Source organism: Massilia sp. 01N410, assembly GCF_056399665.1.
In genome coordinates this window covers 31,880-52,620 of record NZ_JBFTRV010000022.1, presented here as the reverse complement: position 1 = coordinate 52,620, position 20,741 = coordinate 31,880, and the positions used below count along the sequence as shown (strand labels likewise).

The window sequence follows — 20,741 nt, the reverse complement described above, 5'->3', positions numbered from 1 at the left end:
ACCCGTAAATGGCAGCCATTGGAAGAGCATCGGTTTGCTCGGCCGGCGGGATCTACAGGCGCCCGCGCAACTCGAGCGCGATCGTGCGCGGCCTGGTGGCGTAGGCATAGGGTGAGCCGACCACCGCGCCCAGCGTGCTGACCGTCAGATACTGCTTGTTGGTCAGATTGTTCACGACCAGGCCCACGCCCCAGTTGCCGGATGCTGCCGACCAGCCAAGGCGTGCATTGACCTTCTCGCGCGCCACGCCGGCACTGCCGCCAATCGTGCAGGTGCCTTGGGCTGTGGTGTCGGCATTGCAGCGCTGTTTGCCGATGTAGCCGAGCATCGTGTTGAAATCCGCCGTCCCTCCCCACAGCGGCCAGCGCGCGCCGGTGCCGACACTGGCGCTCAGGCGCGGTGCGCCGGCTGGCTGGCCGTCCAGCCTGACGCCGGTCGGTGACACGTAATGCGCATACGTCTGGTCGAGGTAGGCCAGCGTGCCGGTCAGGCGCCAGATGTGGCTGAGCCGCCACTGCGCCCCCAGTTCGGCACCGGTGGCGCGCTGATCGCTGTTGACGACCTGGTAGCTGGGCACGCCGGCCGAGGCATTGGAGGGCACCAGGGTCAGGCTTTGCAGCTTGGTGAAATCGTAATGGAAGACCGAGGCGTCGTAGGACAGGCCCAGCGATCGCACCTGGCCTTTGATGCCGATTTCGGAATTCGTCACCAGCTCCTCGTCATAATGCCCATTCACGCCCACGGCGTCGAAGCCGCCCGCCAGATAGCCCTTGCTCCATGACGCATACGCCATGTGGTCTGGCGCCAACCGGCGGTCCAGCACGAGGCGCGGGCTGAAATTCCGCCAGCTTTTCGATGACGCGAACGGCATCGTGCTCGAGACCGCGTTGTTGAACTCGACATTGCGTGCGACGACTGCCTGCAACGATGACGCCTGTTGCGGCGTCAGCAGCCGCGTCGCGACCGCGGTCGAAAATAGCTTCGCCTGTTGCAAAACGGCGAGGCGGGCATCGAGTTCGGGAGCAGTACGCGGCGGGTTGTACCAGCTGAACCGTTTATCGTCGCGCGTGAAGCGGCCGCCGAAGCTTAGCCTGGTGGTCGGACCGATGCGCCAGATCGCATCGCCGTACACCGCCCAGGCACGATATGCGCCTTTGTCGTGGATGCTCTCGCGCCATGGCAGCCCGGCCAGGCTCAGCCCCTTCAGCGCCGTGTTGCCGGTAGCGGCGCCAAGGCCTTGGGACAAGCTGGTCAAGGTGGCATACGGCGCGATGCCGGCGGCGTGGCTGATCAGTGTATCCAGTGAACTGGTGGTCACATCGACGTTTTCCATCTCGGTGACGCGCTCGCGGTAGGCGCTGACGCCAGCCACCCAATCGAGCACGCTCGTCTGGCCATTGAGCTTCAACTCCTGTTGCCAGGTCGAGTTCGACTCGATATTTCCGGTGCCGAGATAAGCGGCCGGATTCGCCGAAGCGTCGTTATCCATCCAGTTCTGGGTGTTGAAATGGCGGTAGGCGCTCATGCTGCTTAGCGTCGCGAAGCGTAATGGCACCGTGACGCGCAAGGTGACGCCATCGAAGGTGCGCGACTGCAGGCTTGGCGAAGCGTCGTTGAACAACGGCTGCTTGAACAGGTCGGCCGGGGCTGCCGGTCGTCCGAAGTCGATCTTCCCGGCGTTCAGGGAAAACACTGGCGGCCCGGATTCGCGCATCACTTCGTGTTCCCAACCGAGGATGGCGTCGACGTCGTCGCCCTTCCAGCGCAGTGCGACGCGCAGGCCCCGGTCGCCGTCGTCGCCCATGCGCCTGCCGTCGTAGTTGTTACGGACCCAGCCGTCGTCCTGCTGGCCGATCGCCGAGATGCGCAGCGCCAGTCCTTTGGCCAAAGGCGTGTTGTAGACCGCTTCCGCAAAGATGGCACCGCGCGGGCCGCCCCGTACCAGGCCGGTGGCTTCGCGCCGGTCGACCGGATCGTTGCTGACGATGAGAATCGCACCGGCCGCCGCATTGCGCCCGAACAGCGTGCCCTGCGGTCCTTTCAGAACTTCCACCCGCTTGATGTCGTTGAAGTTCAGGACCGAGCCGCCGGTCTTGCCGGTGTAGACGCCATCGATGTAGATACCCACCGGCGAATCCGTACCGATACCGAAGTCCTGCGTACCGATACCGCGCAGGTAGATCATCGGGCGGGTCGATTGCGCCATGTCGACCGACAGTCCGGGCACGAAGGCGTCCATATCCGCCAGGTTGCTCACGCCGACGTCCCTGAGCGTATCGCCCGCCAGCGTCTGCATGGCAATCGGCACATCCTGGATCTGCTGGCTGCGGCTCTGGGCGGTCACGGTCACCACAGGCGTGCCGTCCTGGGCGTGAACGATGTTCGGCGCGGCCGTGGTCATGCCGAGGGCGGCGAGCGCGCGGCCGACTACAAGGACGACCCTGCGTAAGGGCACGCGCCGTTGACTCGACTTCACTGGATTCCTACGTTTGGTTTAATAATGAAAACTTAATATTTCAAGTTTCATATCATACCATCGGAAAGACAGCAAAATCTATTGCATTGCCTAGGCCTTGACGAAGCGAATGGTCAAGGGATAACGGTAATCGACGCCATTGCTTGCCTTCACCGCCGCCATGATCGACAGGATCAGATTGGCCAGCATGACAAACCAGATGAGGAAGAGACCAATCAATATGAACGACAGCACGAAACACATGAAATAAGCGATCATCAGAGTCAACTGAAAATTCAGGGCTTCGCGTGCATGATGAACGGTGAATTCATCATCCGACCCTTTCTTGATCAGGTAAACGACGAGCGGGGCAAGCCAGCTGAAAAAAAGGCCGCCGATATGGACCAGGATCGCAACCGTTTTATCCTGGCGAACGACACTGGAAGCTGCTGTATTTTGCATACGAATCCTCGTTATAGTCTTCTGTTATTGTTCGAATCTTTCGGGCGTGACACGCGTCGGATACCGCCCGATTCCCGCGACCCGGTCAGTTCGTAATCACCCATCCGTCGCTGGCCTTCACGAATCGCGCGGGCACGATCTTTTTTCCGCCCTTGCCGCTGAGTTCGATATCGCAACGATAGGCATTGTCACCGTCGTCCTTGCAGCCGATTTTTTTCACCTCGGGCACCTCCGATTGGAAAGAGCCACCAAAACCGATATTCGCCATCTGGCGATTGCTGTCTTCGACGGATTTCTTGACCGCCTTGTTCATGTCGCTTTCGGATGGCCCCTTCCCGCATCCAGCCAGGGAAATTGCCGCCACAAGTACAAGCATTTTCTTCATCGAGTTCTCCTACCAGGATTGGCCGAGTCATTGATCGGCGGCTTCCGAAACCATCAGTACATTGACCGCTTTGATATCAGGCTTTCGGCGTGCAGGTCGGCGGATTGACGATCCCGGCGCTCAACAGATTCCCGCCGTTGAGCGTGCAGGAATACTCCTTCTTGCCGCCCACCCTCACCACGACAAAGGTATTGGTGCCTTCGGTGCGGCGATTGATCAGGGTGACCGCGTCGGGGCTGTAGCCGAGCGTTCCCGCCACTTTCGACTGGATCTCGCTGTCGGAGATGAAATTCGTCTTTTCAGCGATGGTCGAGCATGCCGAAAGCATTGCGAGCATCGCGAGGATGCCTGCCGATCGACGGATGGTCGGAGACTGGTGCATTCGAATATCCTTAAAATTGAATGGTGACGATTCAGCGCGTGCGCGACCTGCGGTTCTTTATCAGAAAAATCATGGCGCAAAGCGCTGGCTGCTTGTCGGATTATAAATTTCCGATCTCGGCGAGCATATAGAACACATGTCCTAAATGGTCGTGATCTTGCGCCGCTATTCCCGGACACAGCCTGATGCTTAGTTAGCTGTCGAGTCCCGTTTGATCATAGACGCATTTGACGAATAACTCGGGCCGCTTTTGTTGCCATTCCTTGAGAGCGAGGATAGGCGTTTCGCTGCCGATGGCGCGTTGTGGAATATGGTGGTTGTACAGCTTCAGACAGTTCAGCAAAGTGGCCTGCAGGTCGGCCCGGCTATCGAAACGGGTCTGCTGCAGCAATTCATTGATGCGCCCGTTGAAGCGCTCAACCATGCCATTGGTTTGCGGGTGGCGCGGCGGCGCCAGGCGATGTTCGGCGGGCAGAGCTGCGTAGGCGACGTCGAAAGCATGCTTGCCGCTGGGTTTCTTGTCTTTGGTGGCGAAACGGTCAGTAAATTGCGAGCCGTTGTCGGTGAGGATCTTGCGGATCTTGATGGGCGAAGCCAACTTGAGCCGACGCAGGAAATCGACGCTGCTCGCCTCGGTCATGTCGCCGTAGATGTGCATGAAAACTCAGCGCGTCGCACGGTCGATGGCGGCGAACAGGTAACGTCGCGAGGTCTCGTCCGGCATCTGCGGTAGGTACTTGATGTCGATGTGGATGAAACCGGGTTCGTAGTCCTTAAAGGTCTTCTTCGGCGTGATCTTCTCTCCCTCGGCCGTCGCAATCAAGTCCGTCAGGCGACATGCCTTCACGCTTTAGCAGGCGCGCAATGCCCGCGCGTGAGACGGACGGATTGATGTACTGCTTGGTAATGAACAGCAGGTCGTCGAGCGGCAGGAAGAGCGACTCGCGCAGTGCCAGGACAATGGATTCCTGGGCTTGGCTCAAGGTCGTATGCAGCGTGTGAGCGCGGTGCGAGCGATCCTGTACGTCATCGCGTCCCAACCACTTCTGTGCAATGGCTCGCGTGATGTTGAAAACCCTGGCGGCTTCTCTGGAAGACAGGCCCGAATCCTTGATCTCCTGGCAGATCTTCGGTGTGGTGCGGGCCTGCGGATGAATGCGTGAACTCATGCTGCCAACTGCTCCTGTGAATCGCCACCACTACGCTAGATACTCCTGAGTCATAATTCTAGCCAAAAGGAGTCAACATGAGTGGAAAGCGGTACACGGAAGAATTCAAGATCGCGGCGGTCAAGCAAGTGACTGATCGTGGACACCCAGCGGCCGAGGTGGCCGAGCGTCTTGGGTGAGCATTCATAGCATTTATGCCTGGACGAAGCTTTACAGCGTCCCCGAGGATGAGCGCAAGGCGCAGGACGCACAGGCCGACGAGGTAAAACGCCTGAAGGCCGAACTCAAGCGCATTACCGAGGAGCGCGACATCTTGCGAAAGGCCGCGGCGTACTTTGCCAAGGCGTCAGGGTAAGGTACGCCTTCATTCATCAGCATCAAGCGATGTTTTCGGTTCAGTGCATGTGCAAGGTGCTGAAACTTCATCCCAGCGGTTACTACGCCTGGCGCGCTAACCCCGAAAGCCTGCGTGCAAAGGAAGATCGGCGACTGCTCGGACACATCAAGCAGTCGTGGCTGGAAAGTGGCGCGGTGTACGGGTATCGCAAGATCTTCGACGATTTGCAAGAACTCGGCGAACGGTGCGGCATCAATCGGGTTCATCGCCTGATGCGCCGCGAAGGGATTCGATCTCAAACTGGTTACGCCAAGCGCAAGTACAAGAACGGCGGCGCGCCGTGCGTCGTGGCGCAGAATCATTTGCAGCGCCAATTCGATGTGATCGAGCCAAACAAAGTCTGGGTAACGGACATCACGTACCTGCGCACTTACGAAGGCTGGCTTTATCTGGCCGTGGTGATCGATTTGTTTTCACGCCAGGTCATCGGTTGGTCAATGAGTTCGCGTAGCGACAAAGAGCTGGCAATGAGTGCTTTATTGATGGCGGTATGGCGTCGAAAGCCGACAGCCGCAGTGCTGGTACATTCCGATCAAGGAAGTCAATTCAGCAGTTACGACTGGCGCGACTTCCTCGAATCACACAACCTGGTGCAGAGCATGAGCAGGCGCGGTAACTGTCACGGCAATGCAGTCGCCGAGAGCTTTTTCCAACTGCTGAAGCGAGAGCGGGTTCGCCGCAAGGTCTATGCTACGCGCGATGAAGCCAGGCAGGACGTCTTTGACTACATCGAGATGTTCTACAATCCGAAGCGGCGCCACAGCTTCAATGAACGGCTGTCGTCAGTCGAGTTTGAAAAGCGGCATTTTTTTCGGCTGCAGAGTATCTAGGAAAATGGTGGCGATTCAGTGCCCATCCGCACTGTGCGCCACAACGGCGCCTCCAACCAGCTGAAAATCAAGGCAACCGCATATCAATTCCGTTGGGCCAAGGCTCCTGGTGGAACGGATTACGAGGTTTGCAGGTCGCACGGATCGCAAGCCTTTGAGGTAGGGGTCGATCAGAATCTCTCCATGCCTTAGCAAGTCGAAGGATGCGCGGTTAAAAATCCACATTCTTATCATCCCGTCGATCATCAGCCAGACCGCAATCGATATCGCATCGGGATTTACCCTTTCGCTCAGAAATCCCTTTTCTCTAGCCTGGATGATGCGCCGCTTAACCTGCCGGGTCCAACTGTCAACATGCATCGCGTAGCGATCAAATTTGCGCTTGGTGCCCGAAGCGAAGATATCGCTGACATATCCAACCTCTAAAATCTCCGATGCTCTTGGGTCGCTTGCAATTCTTCTGAGAATCCCAAAGATATAAGCACGTAGGTCTGCAAGCGGATCGCCAGAGTCAAGCTCGGCCAATATCTGTAGCGCTTTTTCAGATGGTGTCGTTAATCGCTCTACTACCGCGTCATAAACTCCTAGCTTGTTCGAAAAATGCCAGCAAACGGTACTACGTGTTACGTTCGCAGCGTTGGCAACGTCTTGCAAGGAGATTCTATCCACTCCGTTTTGAACAAATAGCTTTTCTGCGACATCAAGAATATGCTCGCTAGTTGCAGCCGATTCCGCTCTGGTTTTACGAGGCATTGTGTTCACCGCTAACAGCAACCTGACCAACCAGCTCGAGATAGACTGCCCAAGAACCGTCATCGCCGCGATGAGGACACGAGGGCAATAAATTCAGTGCGTACGTGATAACCATTCGATGAACTCCGGTATGTTGATCGAGAAATCGTTATAGATACCATGGGAGGGTCGGCAGCGATAAGCTGATGCTGCAGGAGTATGCAGCCATGCACGGGTGACATAGCCTGTCATACTCGGAGTTTGAAAACCCGAATAAACATCAAGCGCATGCGAGCGGGCTACGTGGCTGATCAGGCCTGAAGCCGCGCAACGTCGATAGTTGCTCCAGTGAGAGGCCGAAACGTAGGGGCTGTGCCAGTCGTCCTCGTTAAGGTAACGAGTTCTGCTCGTTCGCGAAATGCGCCTTCGTTATTTCCAGGAACGCTCGTGTCAACCGGCTGGGTTGCGCATAGGCTGAGGTGACGAACGAGTAGTCGTTGCTGAGCTGCGGCTCGAAAGGCAACACGAGGCCTCCGTTCCGCAAGTAGGGCTTCGCCAGCATCTCGTTAACCAGCGCGACACCAAGGCCGCGTTCAGCCAATGCACAGGCTGAGCCCACAGTATGCGTTTCCAGCCGTACCTCTGGTCGAACACCGGAGCGCGTAAACTCAGCCTCGATCTGCGCGCGCGAAGTTCGCCCCAGTCCGAGAAGGATCAAGGGGTGGCCACGCAAGAGTTGCGGTGTCAGCACGCGCCGGTCACTAAGAGGATGACCCGAGGAGAGAACGCAGACGGTTGCGCTCGTGACAATGTGCTCGAAATGCAGATCTGAACGCCCAAGAGGTAGTTTAACGAAGCCGCAATCGGCTGCGCGCGTGGCGATCATTGCTTTGGACGTCTCGATGCTGCGCGAATCGATCGACAAGCGTACCCTGGGAAAGCGGTCGAGGAAAGCGCTGACGATATCTGGAAGCACGCCTTCCGAGAAGCTGGGTGGCGCTACCACTTTGAGCTGCCCTACCCGATAGTCGGCGATATCACGTATCAGTGTATAAACGCGCTCGACGCTGCCCACCGACTGGTCGACCTCGTCAAACAGAAGTGTGCCGTCCTGGGTTGGCACTAACTTTCCATGGTCACGATAGAACAGCTCGAAACCGATCTGTTGCTCCAGTTGGGCCAGCATCCGGCTGACTGCCGGCTGACTCATCCCCATGCGCCGCGCGGCTTCCGTCACCGAACCGCACGACACGATCTCGTGGAAAGCCCGCAGGGACCTGAAGCTGATATCGTCCCTCAGGTTGCCCACATCCGCTCCTCAAATCGTGGGATCGCGGACCACCCTTTCGGAAGGAATGACAGGAAGGATAACGGACGATGGCCGGCCGTGCCCAACGAACACGCAATTACGCGCCACCACGGGAGTCGACACGATGCCGGCCGGCGCACCGGTGTTAGGATTGACGTCGAAGTGCGGGAAATTACTGCTTGAGATATCGACTCGGATACGATGTCCCGCAGCGAACAGGTTGCTCGTAGGATAAGACGGGATCTCAATTTGGTAGACGGCATCAGGTTCCAGCAAGGTCGGATGTTCGAACGAGTCACGAAAGCGCATCCGCAGTATGCCATGCGTCAAATTTATGGCGCAACCTTCCGGGAAGTCCTCATTGGGCGGATAGACGTCTAGCACCTTGATCGTGAAGTCGGTATCGAAAGCCGACGACGACACCCACAATTTGACGACAATCTGACCAGTGACTTCCAGCGCCGACTCCAAAGGGGCAGTCTGGAATACCAAGACGTCCTGACGATCCGCCAAGGGGCCGAAGGGAGATGTGGCACCGAATATTCCAGGATCTGTTCGCTGATCGAACGCGCCAGCGAACATCACGGGTGCACCGGAAGCAATCGCCCCTCCAATTGTCGGGACCGGATTGCACGGGTCGAAATCATATTCCAGAGCATCGCATTCGTTTCTCGGCAACTCCTCAGCCAGGACCCCATTGCCATGCAAGTATACCTCCGTATGCGTAGTTCCCGGCAGTGGCCAATCTGCTTCGTCGCGCCAGCGACCGCCGTGTTGCAGGCGGCCGGCGTTATCCTTGCGCCCGCTGCCTCCGCCCATGACGAAGATCTTGACGGCTTGCGGCAGGTACTCTGCCGTTTCTGCCTCGCCGCGCAGATGACGGTCGAACCAGGCAAGACGCAACGCAACGTAATCCGGTGCGATGTTATCGTCGAGCGTTGCGGCCGGCCCGAAATCCACACCGCCAGCAAACGTCACGGAACGCTGACCGTGGGTCCAGGGCCCGAGTACCAGCTTTACCGGCGACTTCTTCAGGCGAGACAATCCAATGTAGTTTTCAGTGGCCGTCAGCGCGTATGGGTCGAACCAGCTGCACATGTGGACCATTGGAACATCGGCCCACTCCGCATAGTGCGCCTGCGCGCACAGAGCTGGACTACGCCAGGATTCGTCGAACACTTCACTGCGCCATTGCTGTAGTACATATTCTTCGTATTCGGGAGCGGCTGCGACCGGCGAGCGGCCCTCGGACCATGGAGTTACACCAATCCAATCGCGGATATCTTGGGCTTCCAGCGCCGCCTTGCGTGCAGGATCGCTGGCAGTGTCAGGCGCGAGCTTGGCATGCTTGAATGCCCAGGTAAGTTGCTTGAGCTCGAATGCGCCCCCTTGGCGGATCCCACTGTGGAATGCGCTAGAAAATCCGCCAGAGTCGAGAAACATCGCAGCCAGGCCCGGCGGCGCCAACGCGGCCATGGCGCTTTGCGCGTGCGCGCCGTAGGACAAGCCAAGGGTACCGATCCTGCCATTGCACCACGGTTGCTGCATTAGCCACTCGATGGTGTCGAAGCCATCCTCGCTTTCATTGGCGTACTTGGTAAAGTCGCCTTCCGATGCGTAGCGTCCACGGCAATCCTGGATCACATAAACGTAGCCGGCGCGCGCGAATTTCTCTGCAATCTCTGGCTTCGAGCGCGCGACCGGGTCTGCCTTGCTGCGGTCGGCATGGTTGGTACCCAGTTTGTTATACGGCGTGCGTTCAAGAAGTACCGGATGGCATCCGCTACCGTCATCCGGGAAATAAATGTCGGCTGCAAGGCGGCAGCCATCGCGCATCACAACAGGTAGGTTGTGCAAAATCTTTCCGTTCACAGCTTCTTCCTGCTAACTCAGTAGTCGATGAGCACGGCGATCATGACCGCCGCGGTTGAAAGTGCAGTGAACACGCAGAACACCGGGAGCACGAAGCGGAACCAGGTGCTGTAAGGGATATTCGCTGTTGCCAGGTAAGCCAGCAACATGCCCGAAGTGGGCGCAAACATATTCACCAGGCCGTTACCCAACAAGAAGGCGAGAACGGTAGTCTGACCGCTGACGCCGACGCTGTGCGCGATCGGCGCCAGGATCGGAATGCTCAAAGCTGCCTTGGCCGAGGTCGAAGGAATCAGCAGGGTCAGGAACATTTCGAACAACATTACCAACGGTGCCACGATCACCGGCGGCAACATGGCTACATGGTGCGAGGCGAAAGCAATGATGGTGTCGAGGATCATCCCGTCACGTAGAACCAGCTCGACACCGCGGGCCATGCTAACCAGCAGCGCCGCCAGCATCATCGACTTCATGCCGTCCACGAAAGCGTGCGCGCCTTCTCGCGGCGACATCCCGGCAGTAGCGCCTATCAGCAGTGCGCTGACAACGAACAGCGATGCGAATTGTGCATCGCGCCATCCGAAGTTGGCCGATCCGACTACCAGCAACAGAATAGTGGCGGCCACGACCAGCAGTACAGCGAGATGGCGAAGCGATAGTGCGCGGTGATCGCAGTGCACTTGCACCTTGCCCACCTGTCTCCCCATTCGCAGCACTACCGCGATCGCAATGGCGAGAAACACAGCCCAGATCGCAAAACGGAGGCCGGCGCCGCTGAATGCCGGCGCGCCGACGATCGGCTGAGCGATCAGCAAGGCCACCGGATTCGTAACCGATGCAAGATAGCCGACCTTTGCGGCGAGCGTCAGCATCGCAAAACCGAACAGCTTGCTGCGCCCCATGCGTTCGGCAAGCGCAATGACGATCGGGATGATCAGGAGGTATTCCGAGATCAAGCCGAGGAAGGTGCTGCCCGCAGATATTGCAATCATGACGACCGGGGTAACGATACCGACCCGGCCCCCTGTTAAGGAAAGCAGCCGTTCGATGCCGGCGTCAAGCGCGCCGGACGTACGCAGGACGCCGAACATGCCCCCCAACAGCAGGATCATGAAAATCAGGTTGGACGATTTGACCAGGCCCTCTGGTATCGCAGTCACGAGTGCGACCGGAGAAACCGGCCGGGCGGCAGTCGGTGCCACGGCTTTCGGCTCCTTGCCGCCATCCTCGGCCTTTTTCGATGCCGGGGGTGGCAGCAAAGCGTTACCATTCAGCGCTTTCGGCAACTCCCGGTAAGTTCCGGGAAGGACGAGCCCGTTTGGCGCGCCGCCTTTGCGCTCGAATTGGCCAGATGGGATCATCCATGTCAGAGCGATTGCCACGGCGAGCGCCGCGAACATCATCATGACCGGATCGAGCGCCCAACGTCGCGTTGCTTTGTATTGTGTACCGTGGTTCATGGACGTCCAGTCTGTTTCTTAGAACTTGCTCGATATCTTCGCGTACATGTACCGGCCGCGTACATCGTAGGTATACATATCGAAGTTAATCGGATTGTTGGCGGCCGATGCAGGCGGCTGTTTATCGAAGACGTTGTCGATACCGAGCGCGAAGGTCACATTCTGGCCGGGCAGGGTGTAGCCCAGCTGAAGGTCGTTATACGTGACAGCGCCGACCGTCCCGCCATTGATGGCATTGCCCGGCAAGTCGGCAGTGTGGCCGATGTAACGCGCTTTCCAGCTTGCCGTCCAGTTCGCTGCGATATAGCGGATCGATGCCTGACCTTTCAAGCGCGGGAAGGTCGAGCGCGGCAGGTCCGATTTACCGGCCCGGTCGTCGATGACCACGGATCCGTCCGGTTGCGGAACGTACGAACGGTAGCGCTCAAGATAGGACAGGTCGAGCGCGGAGTCGATCTTGCCGCCAGCCACCGGGACTACATAGCGAGCAGTCGCGTCAATGCCCGACACTTCGATGCGCGACAGATTGACCACTGCCTGGGTCAGCTGCTGCACTTCGCCAGTAGGGGCACGAACGACCAGATTACAGAAATTGCCCGTCTGTGCGCACGATTGCAGGATCTGGGTCGCGGTTTGCGAAGCAATGGCGTCCTTCACCTTGATCAGGAATTTGTCCGCGGTCAGGCTAAATCCGTTCAACACGCCCGGCGTCCAGGACAGCCCAAGGCTGTAGGTGTCAGCAGTTTCTGGCTTCAGGAAGCGGTTGCCCGCAGTGATGCCGCGGGTGAGACCGCCGTTGTATTGGCTCTGGTTGTAGCTGGAAGGAACGCCCGCACAGCCAGGCAGACCTGCGCCGCCACCGTTGCAAGGATCGACGGTCGGGAAGTTTGTCTGGCGCTGCCCCTGGTACAGCTCGAGGATCGAGGGAGCACGGAAACCTTGCGAATAAGTGCCACGCACCAGCAGCGATTTCACCGGACGGTACAGGATGCCGAGCTTGCTGGTCGCCTTGCCGCCCACGGTAGAGTAACGTGAATAACGCACTGCCCCGTCCAGCTCCAATTTTTCGATACCCGGCAGATCCGACAGGATCGGTGCGCTCAGCTCGGCATAAGCTTCGTGCAGGTCGTAGCTGCCGCGCGTCAGGTCGCGGGCGGAGGCGGTGGTCGGTGCCTGTGCTACGCCGTTGACTAGTGGAAGAACGCTCGACAATTGGTTGGCGAAAGCATCAGGCAGATCTTCTGCGCCTTCCCGGCGATACTCATAGCCAGTTGCCAGGCCCAGCGAGCCACCGGGCAGTTCCATCAGGGTGCGGGTCGCGTTGAAAGCCAGGTCGGTTTGCTTCGTGCTGTTTTCATCATGGCCGTTGAAGCGGATGTAGTCGGCCATGGCAGGCGTGATAGCGCCGAAGATATTCAGGGGCACGCATCCCGACGCGCTCGCACAAGCTGCGGCCGGGCCGAGCGCGCGGTAGACGTTCTCCATATTGATCTGGTTATAGGCATCGAACGTAGCCCGTACCTTCGAATGGGACAACGTGGCATCCCAATCCCACCGACCGAAGAGGTCCACACTACCGTCCAGGCCAACCAGCAAACGCGACGTGTCTACATGCTGGACGTTGTCGCGGTTGCCCACCTCCACCGGAACACGCTGGATGCGGAAGGTCGAACCGGAAAAGCCGAGCGCATTCGCCGCCGGCACCCCATTGGCGATACCGAATGCGTTATAGGCCTGGTCGCTGGGAATACTAAAGCCATTGCTGCCACGGATATCCAGCGGATAGGGTGCGAACAGCTGGCTCGACCTGCGCGTCGAATACATGGCCTCGACGTGGGCACTGACGTTTTCGTTGATACGGTAGGTCAGGCGGCCAAACAAGCCACTGGTCCTGCTCGGGCCGGTAGCATAAATGCCTTGGGTTTGCGTATTGTAATAATCGTCCGGCAGTGCGGCCCGGTGAAAGCTGTCGTCCGCATTTGCAGCGTTTCCGATCGACGTGACGCCAGAGTTCCGGGTAATAGCGTTAGCAGCGTTGGACGCAAAGCCAGCCGGCGTGCCGAAGTACTTGTTGTTCGAAAGGCCAGGCAGAACGTACAGGCCTTGCGGGCTGGTTGGCGGCGCAGTCAAGGGGGCCAGTGCCGTACGGCTGATGTCGCGGTCCGCGGTCAGGATCGGTTTCGAATCGTTGAAGCTGGCCGACAGGAAGACAGAGGCATCGTCGAATTTCTTTCCCCAATTGATGAAGCCATTGTAGTTGCGGTTGTCGCCGCGCGAGGTTTCGCCGACGCGAAAATCGGTCTGAAAGCCATTGAGACGGCGCTTGGTGTGAATGTTCACCACGCCCGCGATCGCATCGGCGCCGTAGATCGCTGAGGCGCCATCCTTCAGCACTTCGATGTTGTCGATGATGCCGAGCGGGATCGAGTTGAGATCGACGAAGTCGCGGAAGCCCCGGCCTCCTGCCGCACTGGGCCAGCGATGACCGTCTACCAGTACCAGTGTCCGGTTGCCGCTGCCTTCGGCACTGCCAAGATAGCGCAGGTTGATGGAGCTGACGCCGAACGACGTGCCCTGGGTGCCGTTGGAATTCAAACTCACGCCAGTGTTCGGCAGGCTCTGCAGCATGTCGCCAACAGAGGTCGGAGCGGCAAACTTGATGTCGTCGCCTGTCATCGTCACCATTGGCCCGACCGTGTCTGCGTCACGTCGTGCGATACGACTGCCTGTAACCTTCACGACTTCAATTTTTCCAACCGGTTGCGCCGGCTGGACATTTTCCTGCACGGGTACGGTCCCTGCCACCTGCGCTGAGGTAGTCCCTACAACCGTTACCCCAAGGATGGTTGCCGCACAAACTGACCAGTGACTTCTTGGCTTCATTACGATGTCTCCACTGTTGTCTTTTCCCGCCAAACTATTGTTCAGCACCAAGTATTGAAGAGTATGGACAACCAATAACAACATCAACCTTATGGCAAGATTTCATAAGGCCATGCAAGTTTGGTATGAAGATCAAAAGATCGCAAAGGGAGCCCTCAGCAGACGAGCAAGGGCTTTAGAGGTGAATGGCCACGGCTTTTCCAGGAACTCGAGAGCCGTTGAAAATACTGCTTTTCGTACTCTACCGGCGGCAGATCGTTGCTGAAACCATGTCGGCGCTTCGGATTGTCGAATATCTCGATATAGTCAAAGACATCCTGCCTTGCATCCGGATCCGGTTCTGTTGGCCAAAATTCACATTTATTCTGGCCAGGTACTTAACCCGCCTGCTCCACCAACGCAATACACACCCCGCTCGGATCGATGATCGAGAACTCTCGCGTGCCCCACGGCCGTGTGCCGAGCGCGCCGTTCGGATGCACGCAGCCGGCCGCCTGGCAGCGCTCATACAACGCATCGACGCCGTCGACGACGATCCGCAGGCTGGTCTGGTCGGCCAGGTACTTGTCTTCATTGAAAAACAGGTTCAGCCAGGCCGAATCGCGTCCGACGATCGCGAATCGGGCCGGTTCGGCGTCGCGGTAATCGAGTTCGAAGCCGAATGCGTCGCGATAGAAGCGAATGGCTTCTTCGACGTCGCGGGCAGGAATCAGGGGTGACACACGCAGGAAACGGGTGGCCATCGGAGCCTCATGTCAGGAGCCGGCCGGGATGCCGGCTGATCGTCCACGATACCCCTGGGTTATCGGATGGTCAACAAAGCTAAACGACCTGCTCCTGAAAAGGCCGCGCTGCCGCCGTGGCTCAGCGCTCCCGTACGCGGCAGGGCGTCGCGCAGGGACAGCATGCGAAGGGAGCCAAGCGAGAAACGGTCGGTCGGAATGAGGGATGCCGTCACAACTTCCTCTGCGGTTCAGTTGCAGGTTTTCCATCATACATAAACGACTCGTGTCGGGTCGCACGCGGAAACTCAGCGTTGCGCCGGCATGCCGATCGCGTCGTAGCGGTGCGGGATCTGCTGCAGGGTGCCGTCGCGCTCCATCGATTCGAAGGCCGCGTTCATGCGCGCCGTCAGGGCGTCGGGCACGCCGCGGTTGCAGGCCAGGTAGACGCGGATGCGGTTGAAGACCAGCACCGGCACGATCTTGTCGCCATAGCCCAGGCGCGACAGGGTGGCGCTGCCGCGCCGGAAGCTGGCGGCCCAGAGGTCGATGCGGTCCGCCATCAGCTTGCGTGGATTGAGCAGGTCGTTCGGCGCCGGGTCGACGTCGAAGCCGCGCGTGCGCAGGTATTGGTCACGGGCGTCGCCGTTATACGTGCCGATGCGGTATTTGCGCGCCTCCTCCAGGCTGTCCAGATGCAGCTTGCGGTCGGCGCGCGCCATCAGGACCCATTCGGCCTCGCCGATCGGTCCGATCCACTTGAACAGGGCTTCGCGCTCGGGCGTGCGGGTGGTGGAGAACACGCAGGTGTCGTCGTGCTCGAGTGCCGCGGTGTAGGCGCGCTTCCATGGCAGCAGCTCGATCGTGTGATCGATGCGGGCGCGCGTCATGATCTCGCGCACGGTGTCGGCGCCGATGCCGATCACGCGCGGCCCGTCCTGCATGCTGTGCGGCGCCGCGGCCTCGGTGGTGAGATGCAGACGCGGTACCGGCTGTGCCTGCGATGCGGCATAGCCAAGGGCAAGCATTGCGGAAACAATGATTGTGTCGATTCGCATAGCGCACCCGATGCCAACGCTGCCGTCTGGCAGCGACCTGTGCAACTAGCATACCAGCAACATCCGGCCTGCGGCAATTCATAACAACTCGACAATTTTCGTCAAATTGGTGGTGCCAACGCGACAGGATTTGCTACTGATCCTTCACTATCTACTTGTACCATAACATTTTCCTGTGAGAAAGTGACATACTTGCGTGCCCATTGACAACAATCGCCGTCATTTTCATCAAATTTATGCTGTTTTCATTGTTTAACGTGCCCGACGATCCGTCCCTGCTGAGTTACGGGATGTATACGCCTGGCCTGGTGATCCTGTCGGTGCTGGTGGCCATCTTCGCTTCCTGGATGGCGCTGCTGATCGCCGGCCAGGCGGCCGCCAACCGCAGCCAGCGCTGGATCGTGCTCGGCACCGGCAGCATGGCGCTGGGTACCGGCGTGTGGGCGATGCACTTCATCGGCATGCTGGCCTTCGACCTGTGCACCGACGTCGACTACGATCCGGTCGCCACCATCATCTCGGGCGTGCCGAGCATCTTCGCGTCGCTTGCCGCGCTGTGGCTGATCGCGCGCGAGCGCCTGGGCGGCTGGGGCCTGCTGGCGGGCGGCGTAGTGGTCGGCGCCGGCATCGGCACCATGCACTACGCCGGCATGGCGGGCATGCGGATGGGCCTCGAACTGCATTACAACCTGCCGATGTTCCTGCTGTCGATCGTGGTCGCGGTGGTGCTGGCGACGCTGGCGTTGTGGGTGCGTTTCGGCCTGTCCAGCCTGTCGCACCGCCTCAGCGAGAGCCGCCGCATCTTCCTGGCCGCCGTCGTGATGGGCTGCGCCATCGCCGGCATGCACTATACCGGCATGGAAGCCGCGCGCTTCGTCGGCCGCGCCGCCCAGACCACCCACAAGGCGCAATCCGATACCTTCCTGGCGCTGGCGATCAGCCTGATCACGGTCGCCTTCACCATCTTCGTGCTGGGCGGGAACGGCCTGCTGCGCTACCGCCAGTTGTTCCGCGAACTGTCGCGCAGCGAAGCCTGGATGCGCGCCCTCCTGACCACCACGGTGGACGGCGTGGTCACCGTCGACCGTTCCGGCACCATCCTCGAATTCAATGCCTCGGCCGAGCGCATCTACGGCTGGACGCGCGAGGAAATCCTCGGCCAGCACATCCGCGTCCTGATCGGCGACGAGGAAGCCTCGGCCCAGGTCGGCCTGCTGCGCACGCTGCAGACCGGCGAAATCTCGGCTGGCGCCCAGAGCGCCGACGTCACCGGCCGCCGCAAGGACGGCAGCATCGTGCCGATCCGGCGCGCGGTCGGCCATGCGCGCCTGGACGACAAGGAGCTGTTCGTCTGCTTCATCACCGACATCAGCGAGCGCCGCGCGATGGAACAGGCGCTGCGCGCCAGCGAGCAGCAGTTCCGTTCCCTGATCGGCAATATTCCCGGCATTTCCTACCGCAGCCTGCTGGAAGGCGACCGCCCACTGGTCTTCATCAGCGACGCCGTCGAGCGCATCACCGGCTACCGCGGCAGTGACTTCGTGCCGACGCAGCCCGGCAAGCCGGCGCGCCGCAGCTTCGACGCCCTGATTCATGCCGCCGACCGCGTGCGCGTGCTGGAGGCGATCGAGACGGCGCTGCGCGACGACCATCCCTACCTGGTCGAGTACCGCCTGCTGCACGCCGACGGCAGCGTCCACTGGCTGTGGGAAAACGGCACCGGCGTACGCAACGACGCCGGCGATCTGCACTGGCTGGACGGCGTGATCCTCGACATCACCGAGCGCCGCCAGATGGAAGACGCGCTGCGCGAGGCGAAGGAGAACGCCGAGCAGGCCGCCGCGGCGCGCGCCAGCTTCGTGGCCAATATGAGCCACGAGATCCGCACGCCGATGAACTCGATCCTCGGCTTCACCGATGTGCTGCTCGACGGCGAGCTGGCGCCCGAGCAGCGGCGTCACCTCGATACGATCCGCAGCGCCGGCCGTGCGCTGCTGCGCCTGCTGAACGAGATCCTCGACACCGCCAAGCTGGAGAAAGGCGCGGTCGAGCTCGAGCAGAACGACTACAACCTGCTGTCGCTGATCGACGAACTGTCGTCGACCCTGGCGGCGAATGCGCGCGCCAAGGGCCTGCACGTCGACATCCACTACGACCCTGCCCTGCCGACCTGCCTGCGCGGCGACGAGCTGCGCGTGCGCCAGGTGCTGACCAACCTGCTCGACAACGCGATCAAGTTCACAGAAAAGGGCAGCGTCACCCTGCGCGCCTCGCTGCTGGACGAACAGCTGCACTTCGAGATCAGGGACACCGGCATCGGCATCGCGCCGGAGCGCCTGCAGGCGATCTTCGATCCCTTCACCCAGGCCGACGCCTCGATGACGCGCCGCTTCGGCGGCACCGGCCTGGGCACCACGATCAGCAAGCAGCTGGTCGAGCTCATGGGCGGCAGGATCTGGGCCGAGAGCGAACAGGCCAAGGGCACGACCTTCCACGTGGTGCTGCCGCTGCTGCTGGCGCGCTTCGCGCCGCAGCAGCCGCGCGTGCGCACCCCGGCCGCCCTGCCGCCGCTGCGTGTGCTGGTAGCCGACGACGTGCCGCAGAACCAGGAACTGCTGCAGCTGCTGCTGGCGCGCCGCGGCCACACCATGACCGCCGCCGGCGACGGCGTCCAGGTGGTCGAGCTGGCCGCGCGCGAAGCCTTCGACGTGATCCTGATGGACTTCCAGATGCCGACCATCGACGGCCTCGCGGCGACGCGCCTGATCCGCCAGCAGGCCGAAGCCGCCGGCCGCCCGCGCGTGCCGGTGATCGCGATGACCGCCAGCGTGCTGCCCGAACATCGCCGCGCCAGCGTCGACGCCGGCATGGACGGCTTCGCCAGCAAGCCGGTCGACTGGTTCGCGCTGTCGCACGAGATCGCACGCGTGCTGGGCCTGGGCAACTTTCATCCGGACCCGGACCTGCCGGTCCAGGAACGCATGATTCTGAACCGCCAGGCCGGCCTGCGCCGCTGGAGCCACAAGGAAGACGCCTATCTGGAGGCGCTGGCGCATTTCGAAAGCCAGCACGCCGGGCTGGTCCAGGCACTGGCGGCTCAGGCTTCCAGCGCCGACTACCGCGCCTTACGCATGCTGGCGCACCGGGTGCGCGGCGTCGCCGCCAACCTCGGCCTGGAGCTGCTGGCCGATGCCCTCGGCAAGCTGGAAGGCCTGGTCGACGGCGACAGCGGCAAGCTCTATCCGGGCGCCGAGGATACCCTGCGCGATTCCCTGACCCGGCTTGAAGCGTTGCTCGACGGCGGCCTGGCGGAGATCCGCGCCGCGCAGCCGGCCCCGTCGGCCGCCAAGGCGAAGGCCGTCCATCCGGGCTTCGACCTGGAACGCGCCAAGCGCGCCGGCAATGTCCTGCGCGAAGCCCTGCGCCGCGGCGGACTGGACGACGCCGCCTCGGCCGGCCTGGCGGCAGCGCTGAGCGGCCATCCGCTCGCCGCACGCGCGGCCCAGGTCCACGCGGCGATCGCCGATTTTGATTTTGATTTGGCCCTGCAGCAGCTCGACGCTGTGCTGGGCGCCATCGACGACATGGCACAGGAGATGTCCGAATGAGTACCGTCACCCTTCCGCTGATCCTTGCGGTCGACGACGAAGCAAGCAACCTGCAACTGCTGCGCCAGATTTTGCAGGACCATTACCGCCTGCGCTTCGCCAAGGACGGCCCGCGCGCACTCGAACTGGTGCGCGAGGAATGTCCCGACCTGATCCTGCTGGACGTCATGATGCCGGGCATGAGCGGCTACGAAGTCTGCGCCGCCCTGAAGGCCGATCCGCGCACGGCCAGTGTCCCGGTGATCTTCGTGACCGCGCTGACCGACACCGACGACGAGCTGGAAGGCTTCGAAGCCGGCGCGGTCGACTACATCACCAAGCCGGTCAGCCCGCCGATCGTGCGTGCGCGCGTGCGCACCCACCTGTCGCTGGTGCGCATGGAAGAGCTGCGCGCGACGCGCCTGGAAATCGTCCAGCGCCTCGGCCTGGCCGCCGAGTACAAGGACAACGAGACCGGCCTGCACGTGATCCGCATGAGCCACTTCTCGCGCATCCTCGGCCTGGCGGCCGGCATGGGCGAGAACGAAGCCGACGACCTGCTGCACGCGGCGCCGATGCACGACGTCGGCAAGATCGGCATCCCCGACCGCATCCTGCAGAAACCCGGGCCGCTCGACCCCGACGAATGGAAGATCATGCAAAGCCACGCCGCCATCGGCGCCGAGATCATCGGCGAGCACCCGAGCGGCATGCTGGCGCTGGCGCGCAACATCGCCCTCACCCACCACGAGAAATGGGACGGCAGCGGCTATCCGAAGGGGCTGGCGGGCGAAGCGATTCCGCTGGAAGGAAGGATTACGGCGATCGCCGACGTGTTCGACGCCCTGACCTCGGTGCGTCCGTACAAGAAAGCCTGGAGCGAAGAGGAAGCGCTGGCCTTCCTGGTCGAGCAGAAGGGCAAGCACTTCGATCCGGCCCTGGTGGACCTGTTCATCGGCCAGATACCGGCGATCCGGGCGATCCGGCAGCGCTGGGCGGAAGATACGCAGGATCTGAAAGCGGCCTGATTGACCACCC

13 protein-coding genes and 3 pseudogenes are annotated in these 20,741 nt (G+C 60.8%); 3 read left to right on the top strand and 13 right to left on the bottom strand.

Annotated features, from left to right (window positions below; genetic code table 11):
* Positions 1-52: 52 nt before the first annotated feature.
* The 5 genes and pseudogenes from AC1DOP_RS23175 to AC1DOP_RS23155 all read right to left on the bottom strand — a co-directional run bounded on the left by AC1DOP_RS23175 (position 53) and on the right by AC1DOP_RS23155 (position 4,853).
* Positions 53-2,476, bottom strand: coding sequence for a TonB-dependent receptor (locus AC1DOP_RS23175; RefSeq protein ID WP_477253606.1), 2,424 nt, complete (start codon positions 2,474-2,476; stop codon positions 53-55).
* A gap of 90 nt (positions 2,477-2,566) precedes the next feature.
* On the bottom strand, positions 2,567-2,917 hold the full coding sequence (locus AC1DOP_RS23170; RefSeq protein WP_477253604.1) for a DUF4870 domain-containing protein: 351 nt from the start codon (positions 2,915-2,917) through the stop codon (positions 2,567-2,569).
* An 85-nt stretch (positions 2,918-3,002) separates the two neighbouring features.
* Positions 3,003-3,302, bottom strand: a complete 300-nt coding sequence (locus tag AC1DOP_RS23165; RefSeq protein ID WP_442124792.1) for a hypothetical protein — start codon at positions 3,300-3,302, stop codon at positions 3,003-3,005.
* A gap of 76 nt (positions 3,303-3,378) precedes the next feature.
* The gene (locus AC1DOP_RS23160) at positions 3,379-3,684 is read right to left on the bottom strand and encodes a hypothetical protein (RefSeq protein ID WP_477253602.1); all 306 of its coding nucleotides are present in this window, start codon (positions 3,682-3,684) and stop codon (positions 3,379-3,381) included.
* A gap of 193 nt (positions 3,685-3,877) precedes the next feature.
* A pseudogene (locus AC1DOP_RS23155) lies at positions 3,878-4,853 on the bottom strand (IS481 family transposase).
* Between the two features lie 77 nt (positions 4,854-4,930).
* On the opposite strand from AC1DOP_RS23155, the pseudogene AC1DOP_RS23150 reads away from it, so the two are divergent.
* A pseudogene (locus AC1DOP_RS23150) lies at positions 4,931-6,080 on the top strand (IS3 family transposase).
* 15 nt (positions 6,081-6,095) lie between these two features.
* On the opposite strand, the gene AC1DOP_RS23145 reads toward AC1DOP_RS23150, so the two are convergent.
* From AC1DOP_RS23145 to AC1DOP_RS23110, 8 genes and pseudogenes are all read right to left on the bottom strand, one after another.
* A complete protein-coding gene (locus AC1DOP_RS23145) occupies positions 6,096-6,833 on the bottom strand; it encodes a TetR family transcriptional regulator (RefSeq protein WP_477253600.1) in 738 nt (245 codons plus the stop codon).
* A 367-nt stretch (positions 6,834-7,200) separates the two neighbouring features.
* Complete coding sequence (locus AC1DOP_RS23140) at positions 7,201-8,121, bottom strand: LysR substrate-binding domain-containing protein (RefSeq protein ID WP_477253598.1); 921 nt, start codon at positions 8,119-8,121, stop codon at positions 7,201-7,203.
* 9 nt (positions 8,122-8,130) lie between these two features.
* Positions 8,131-9,993 carry a CocE/NonD family hydrolase gene (locus AC1DOP_RS23135; RefSeq protein ID WP_442124394.1) on the bottom strand — a complete coding sequence of 621 codons (1,863 nt, stop codon included), beginning with the start codon at positions 9,991-9,993 and terminating at the stop codon, positions 8,131-8,133.
* 17 nt (positions 9,994-10,010) lie between these two features.
* On the bottom strand, positions 10,011-11,453 hold the full coding sequence (locus AC1DOP_RS23130) for a YfcC family protein (RefSeq protein WP_477253595.1): 1,443 nt from the start codon (positions 11,451-11,453) through the stop codon (positions 10,011-10,013).
* Positions 11,454-11,471: 18 nt separating this feature from the next.
* Positions 11,472-14,240: a TonB-dependent receptor gene (locus AC1DOP_RS23125; RefSeq protein ID WP_442124396.1), complete on the bottom strand. Its 2,769-nt coding sequence runs from the start codon at positions 14,238-14,240 to the stop codon at positions 11,472-11,474.
* Between the two features lie 251 nt (positions 14,241-14,491).
* Positions 14,492-14,665, bottom strand: a pseudogene (locus AC1DOP_RS23120) (IS3 family transposase); the annotation flags it as partial.
* Positions 14,666-14,713: 48 nt separating this feature from the next.
* Positions 14,714-15,079 (bottom strand): glyoxalase superfamily protein, encoded by a 366-nt coding sequence (locus tag AC1DOP_RS23115; protein ID WP_477253593.1) that lies wholly within the window; start codon positions 15,077-15,079, stop codon positions 14,714-14,716.
* A gap of 287 nt (positions 15,080-15,366) precedes the next feature.
* On the bottom strand, positions 15,367-16,086 hold the full coding sequence (locus tag AC1DOP_RS23110; protein WP_477253591.1) for a substrate-binding periplasmic protein: 720 nt from the start codon (positions 16,084-16,086) through the stop codon (positions 15,367-15,369).
* Positions 16,087-16,406: 320 nt separating this feature from the next.
* Here AC1DOP_RS23110 and AC1DOP_RS23105 point away from each other — a divergent pair, with 320 nt between their 5' ends.
* Positions 16,407-19,724, top strand: a complete 3,318-nt coding sequence (locus tag AC1DOP_RS23105) for an MHYT domain-containing protein (protein WP_477253589.1) — start codon at positions 16,407-16,409, stop codon at positions 19,722-19,724.
* Positions 19,721-20,731: a response regulator gene (locus AC1DOP_RS23100; protein WP_442124400.1), complete on the top strand. Its 1,011-nt coding sequence runs from the start codon at positions 19,721-19,723 to the stop codon at positions 20,729-20,731. The genes AC1DOP_RS23105 and AC1DOP_RS23100 overlap by 4 nt, the downstream gene beginning before the upstream one ends.
* The last annotated feature ends 10 nt before the right edge of the window (positions 20,732-20,741 follow it).

Coding starts and splice junctions, on each gene's coding strand:
- AC1DOP_RS23170 (WP_477253604.1), bottom strand. CDS start 2,917: ATGCAAAATACAGCAGCTTCCAGTGTCGTTCGCCAGGATAAAACGGTT.
- AC1DOP_RS23165 (WP_442124792.1), bottom strand. CDS start 3,302: ATGAAGAAAATGCTTGTACTTGTGGCGGCAATTTCCCTGGCTGGATGC.
- AC1DOP_RS23160 (WP_477253602.1), bottom strand. CDS start 3,684: ATGCACCAGTCTCCGACCATCCGTCGATCGGCAGGCATCCTCGCGATG.
- AC1DOP_RS23145 (WP_477253600.1), bottom strand. CDS start 6,833: ATGCCTCGTAAAACCAGAGCGGAATCGGCTGCAACTAGCGAGCATATT.
- AC1DOP_RS23130 (WP_477253595.1), bottom strand. CDS start 11,453: ATGAACCACGGTACACAATACAAAGCAACGCGACGTTGGGCGCTCGAT.
- AC1DOP_RS23115 (WP_477253593.1), bottom strand. CDS start 15,079: ATGGCCACCCGTTTCCTGCGTGTGTCACCCCTGATTCCTGCCCGCGAC.
- AC1DOP_RS23110 (WP_477253591.1), bottom strand. CDS start 16,086: ATGCTTGCCCTTGGCTATGCCGCATCGCAGGCACAGCCGGTACCGCGT.
- AC1DOP_RS23105 (WP_477253589.1), top strand. CDS start 16,407: ATGTATACGCCTGGCCTGGTGATCCTGTCGGTGCTGGTGGCCATCTTC.
- AC1DOP_RS23100 (WP_442124400.1), top strand. CDS start 19,721: ATGAGTACCGTCACCCTTCCGCTGATCCTTGCGGTCGACGACGAAGCA.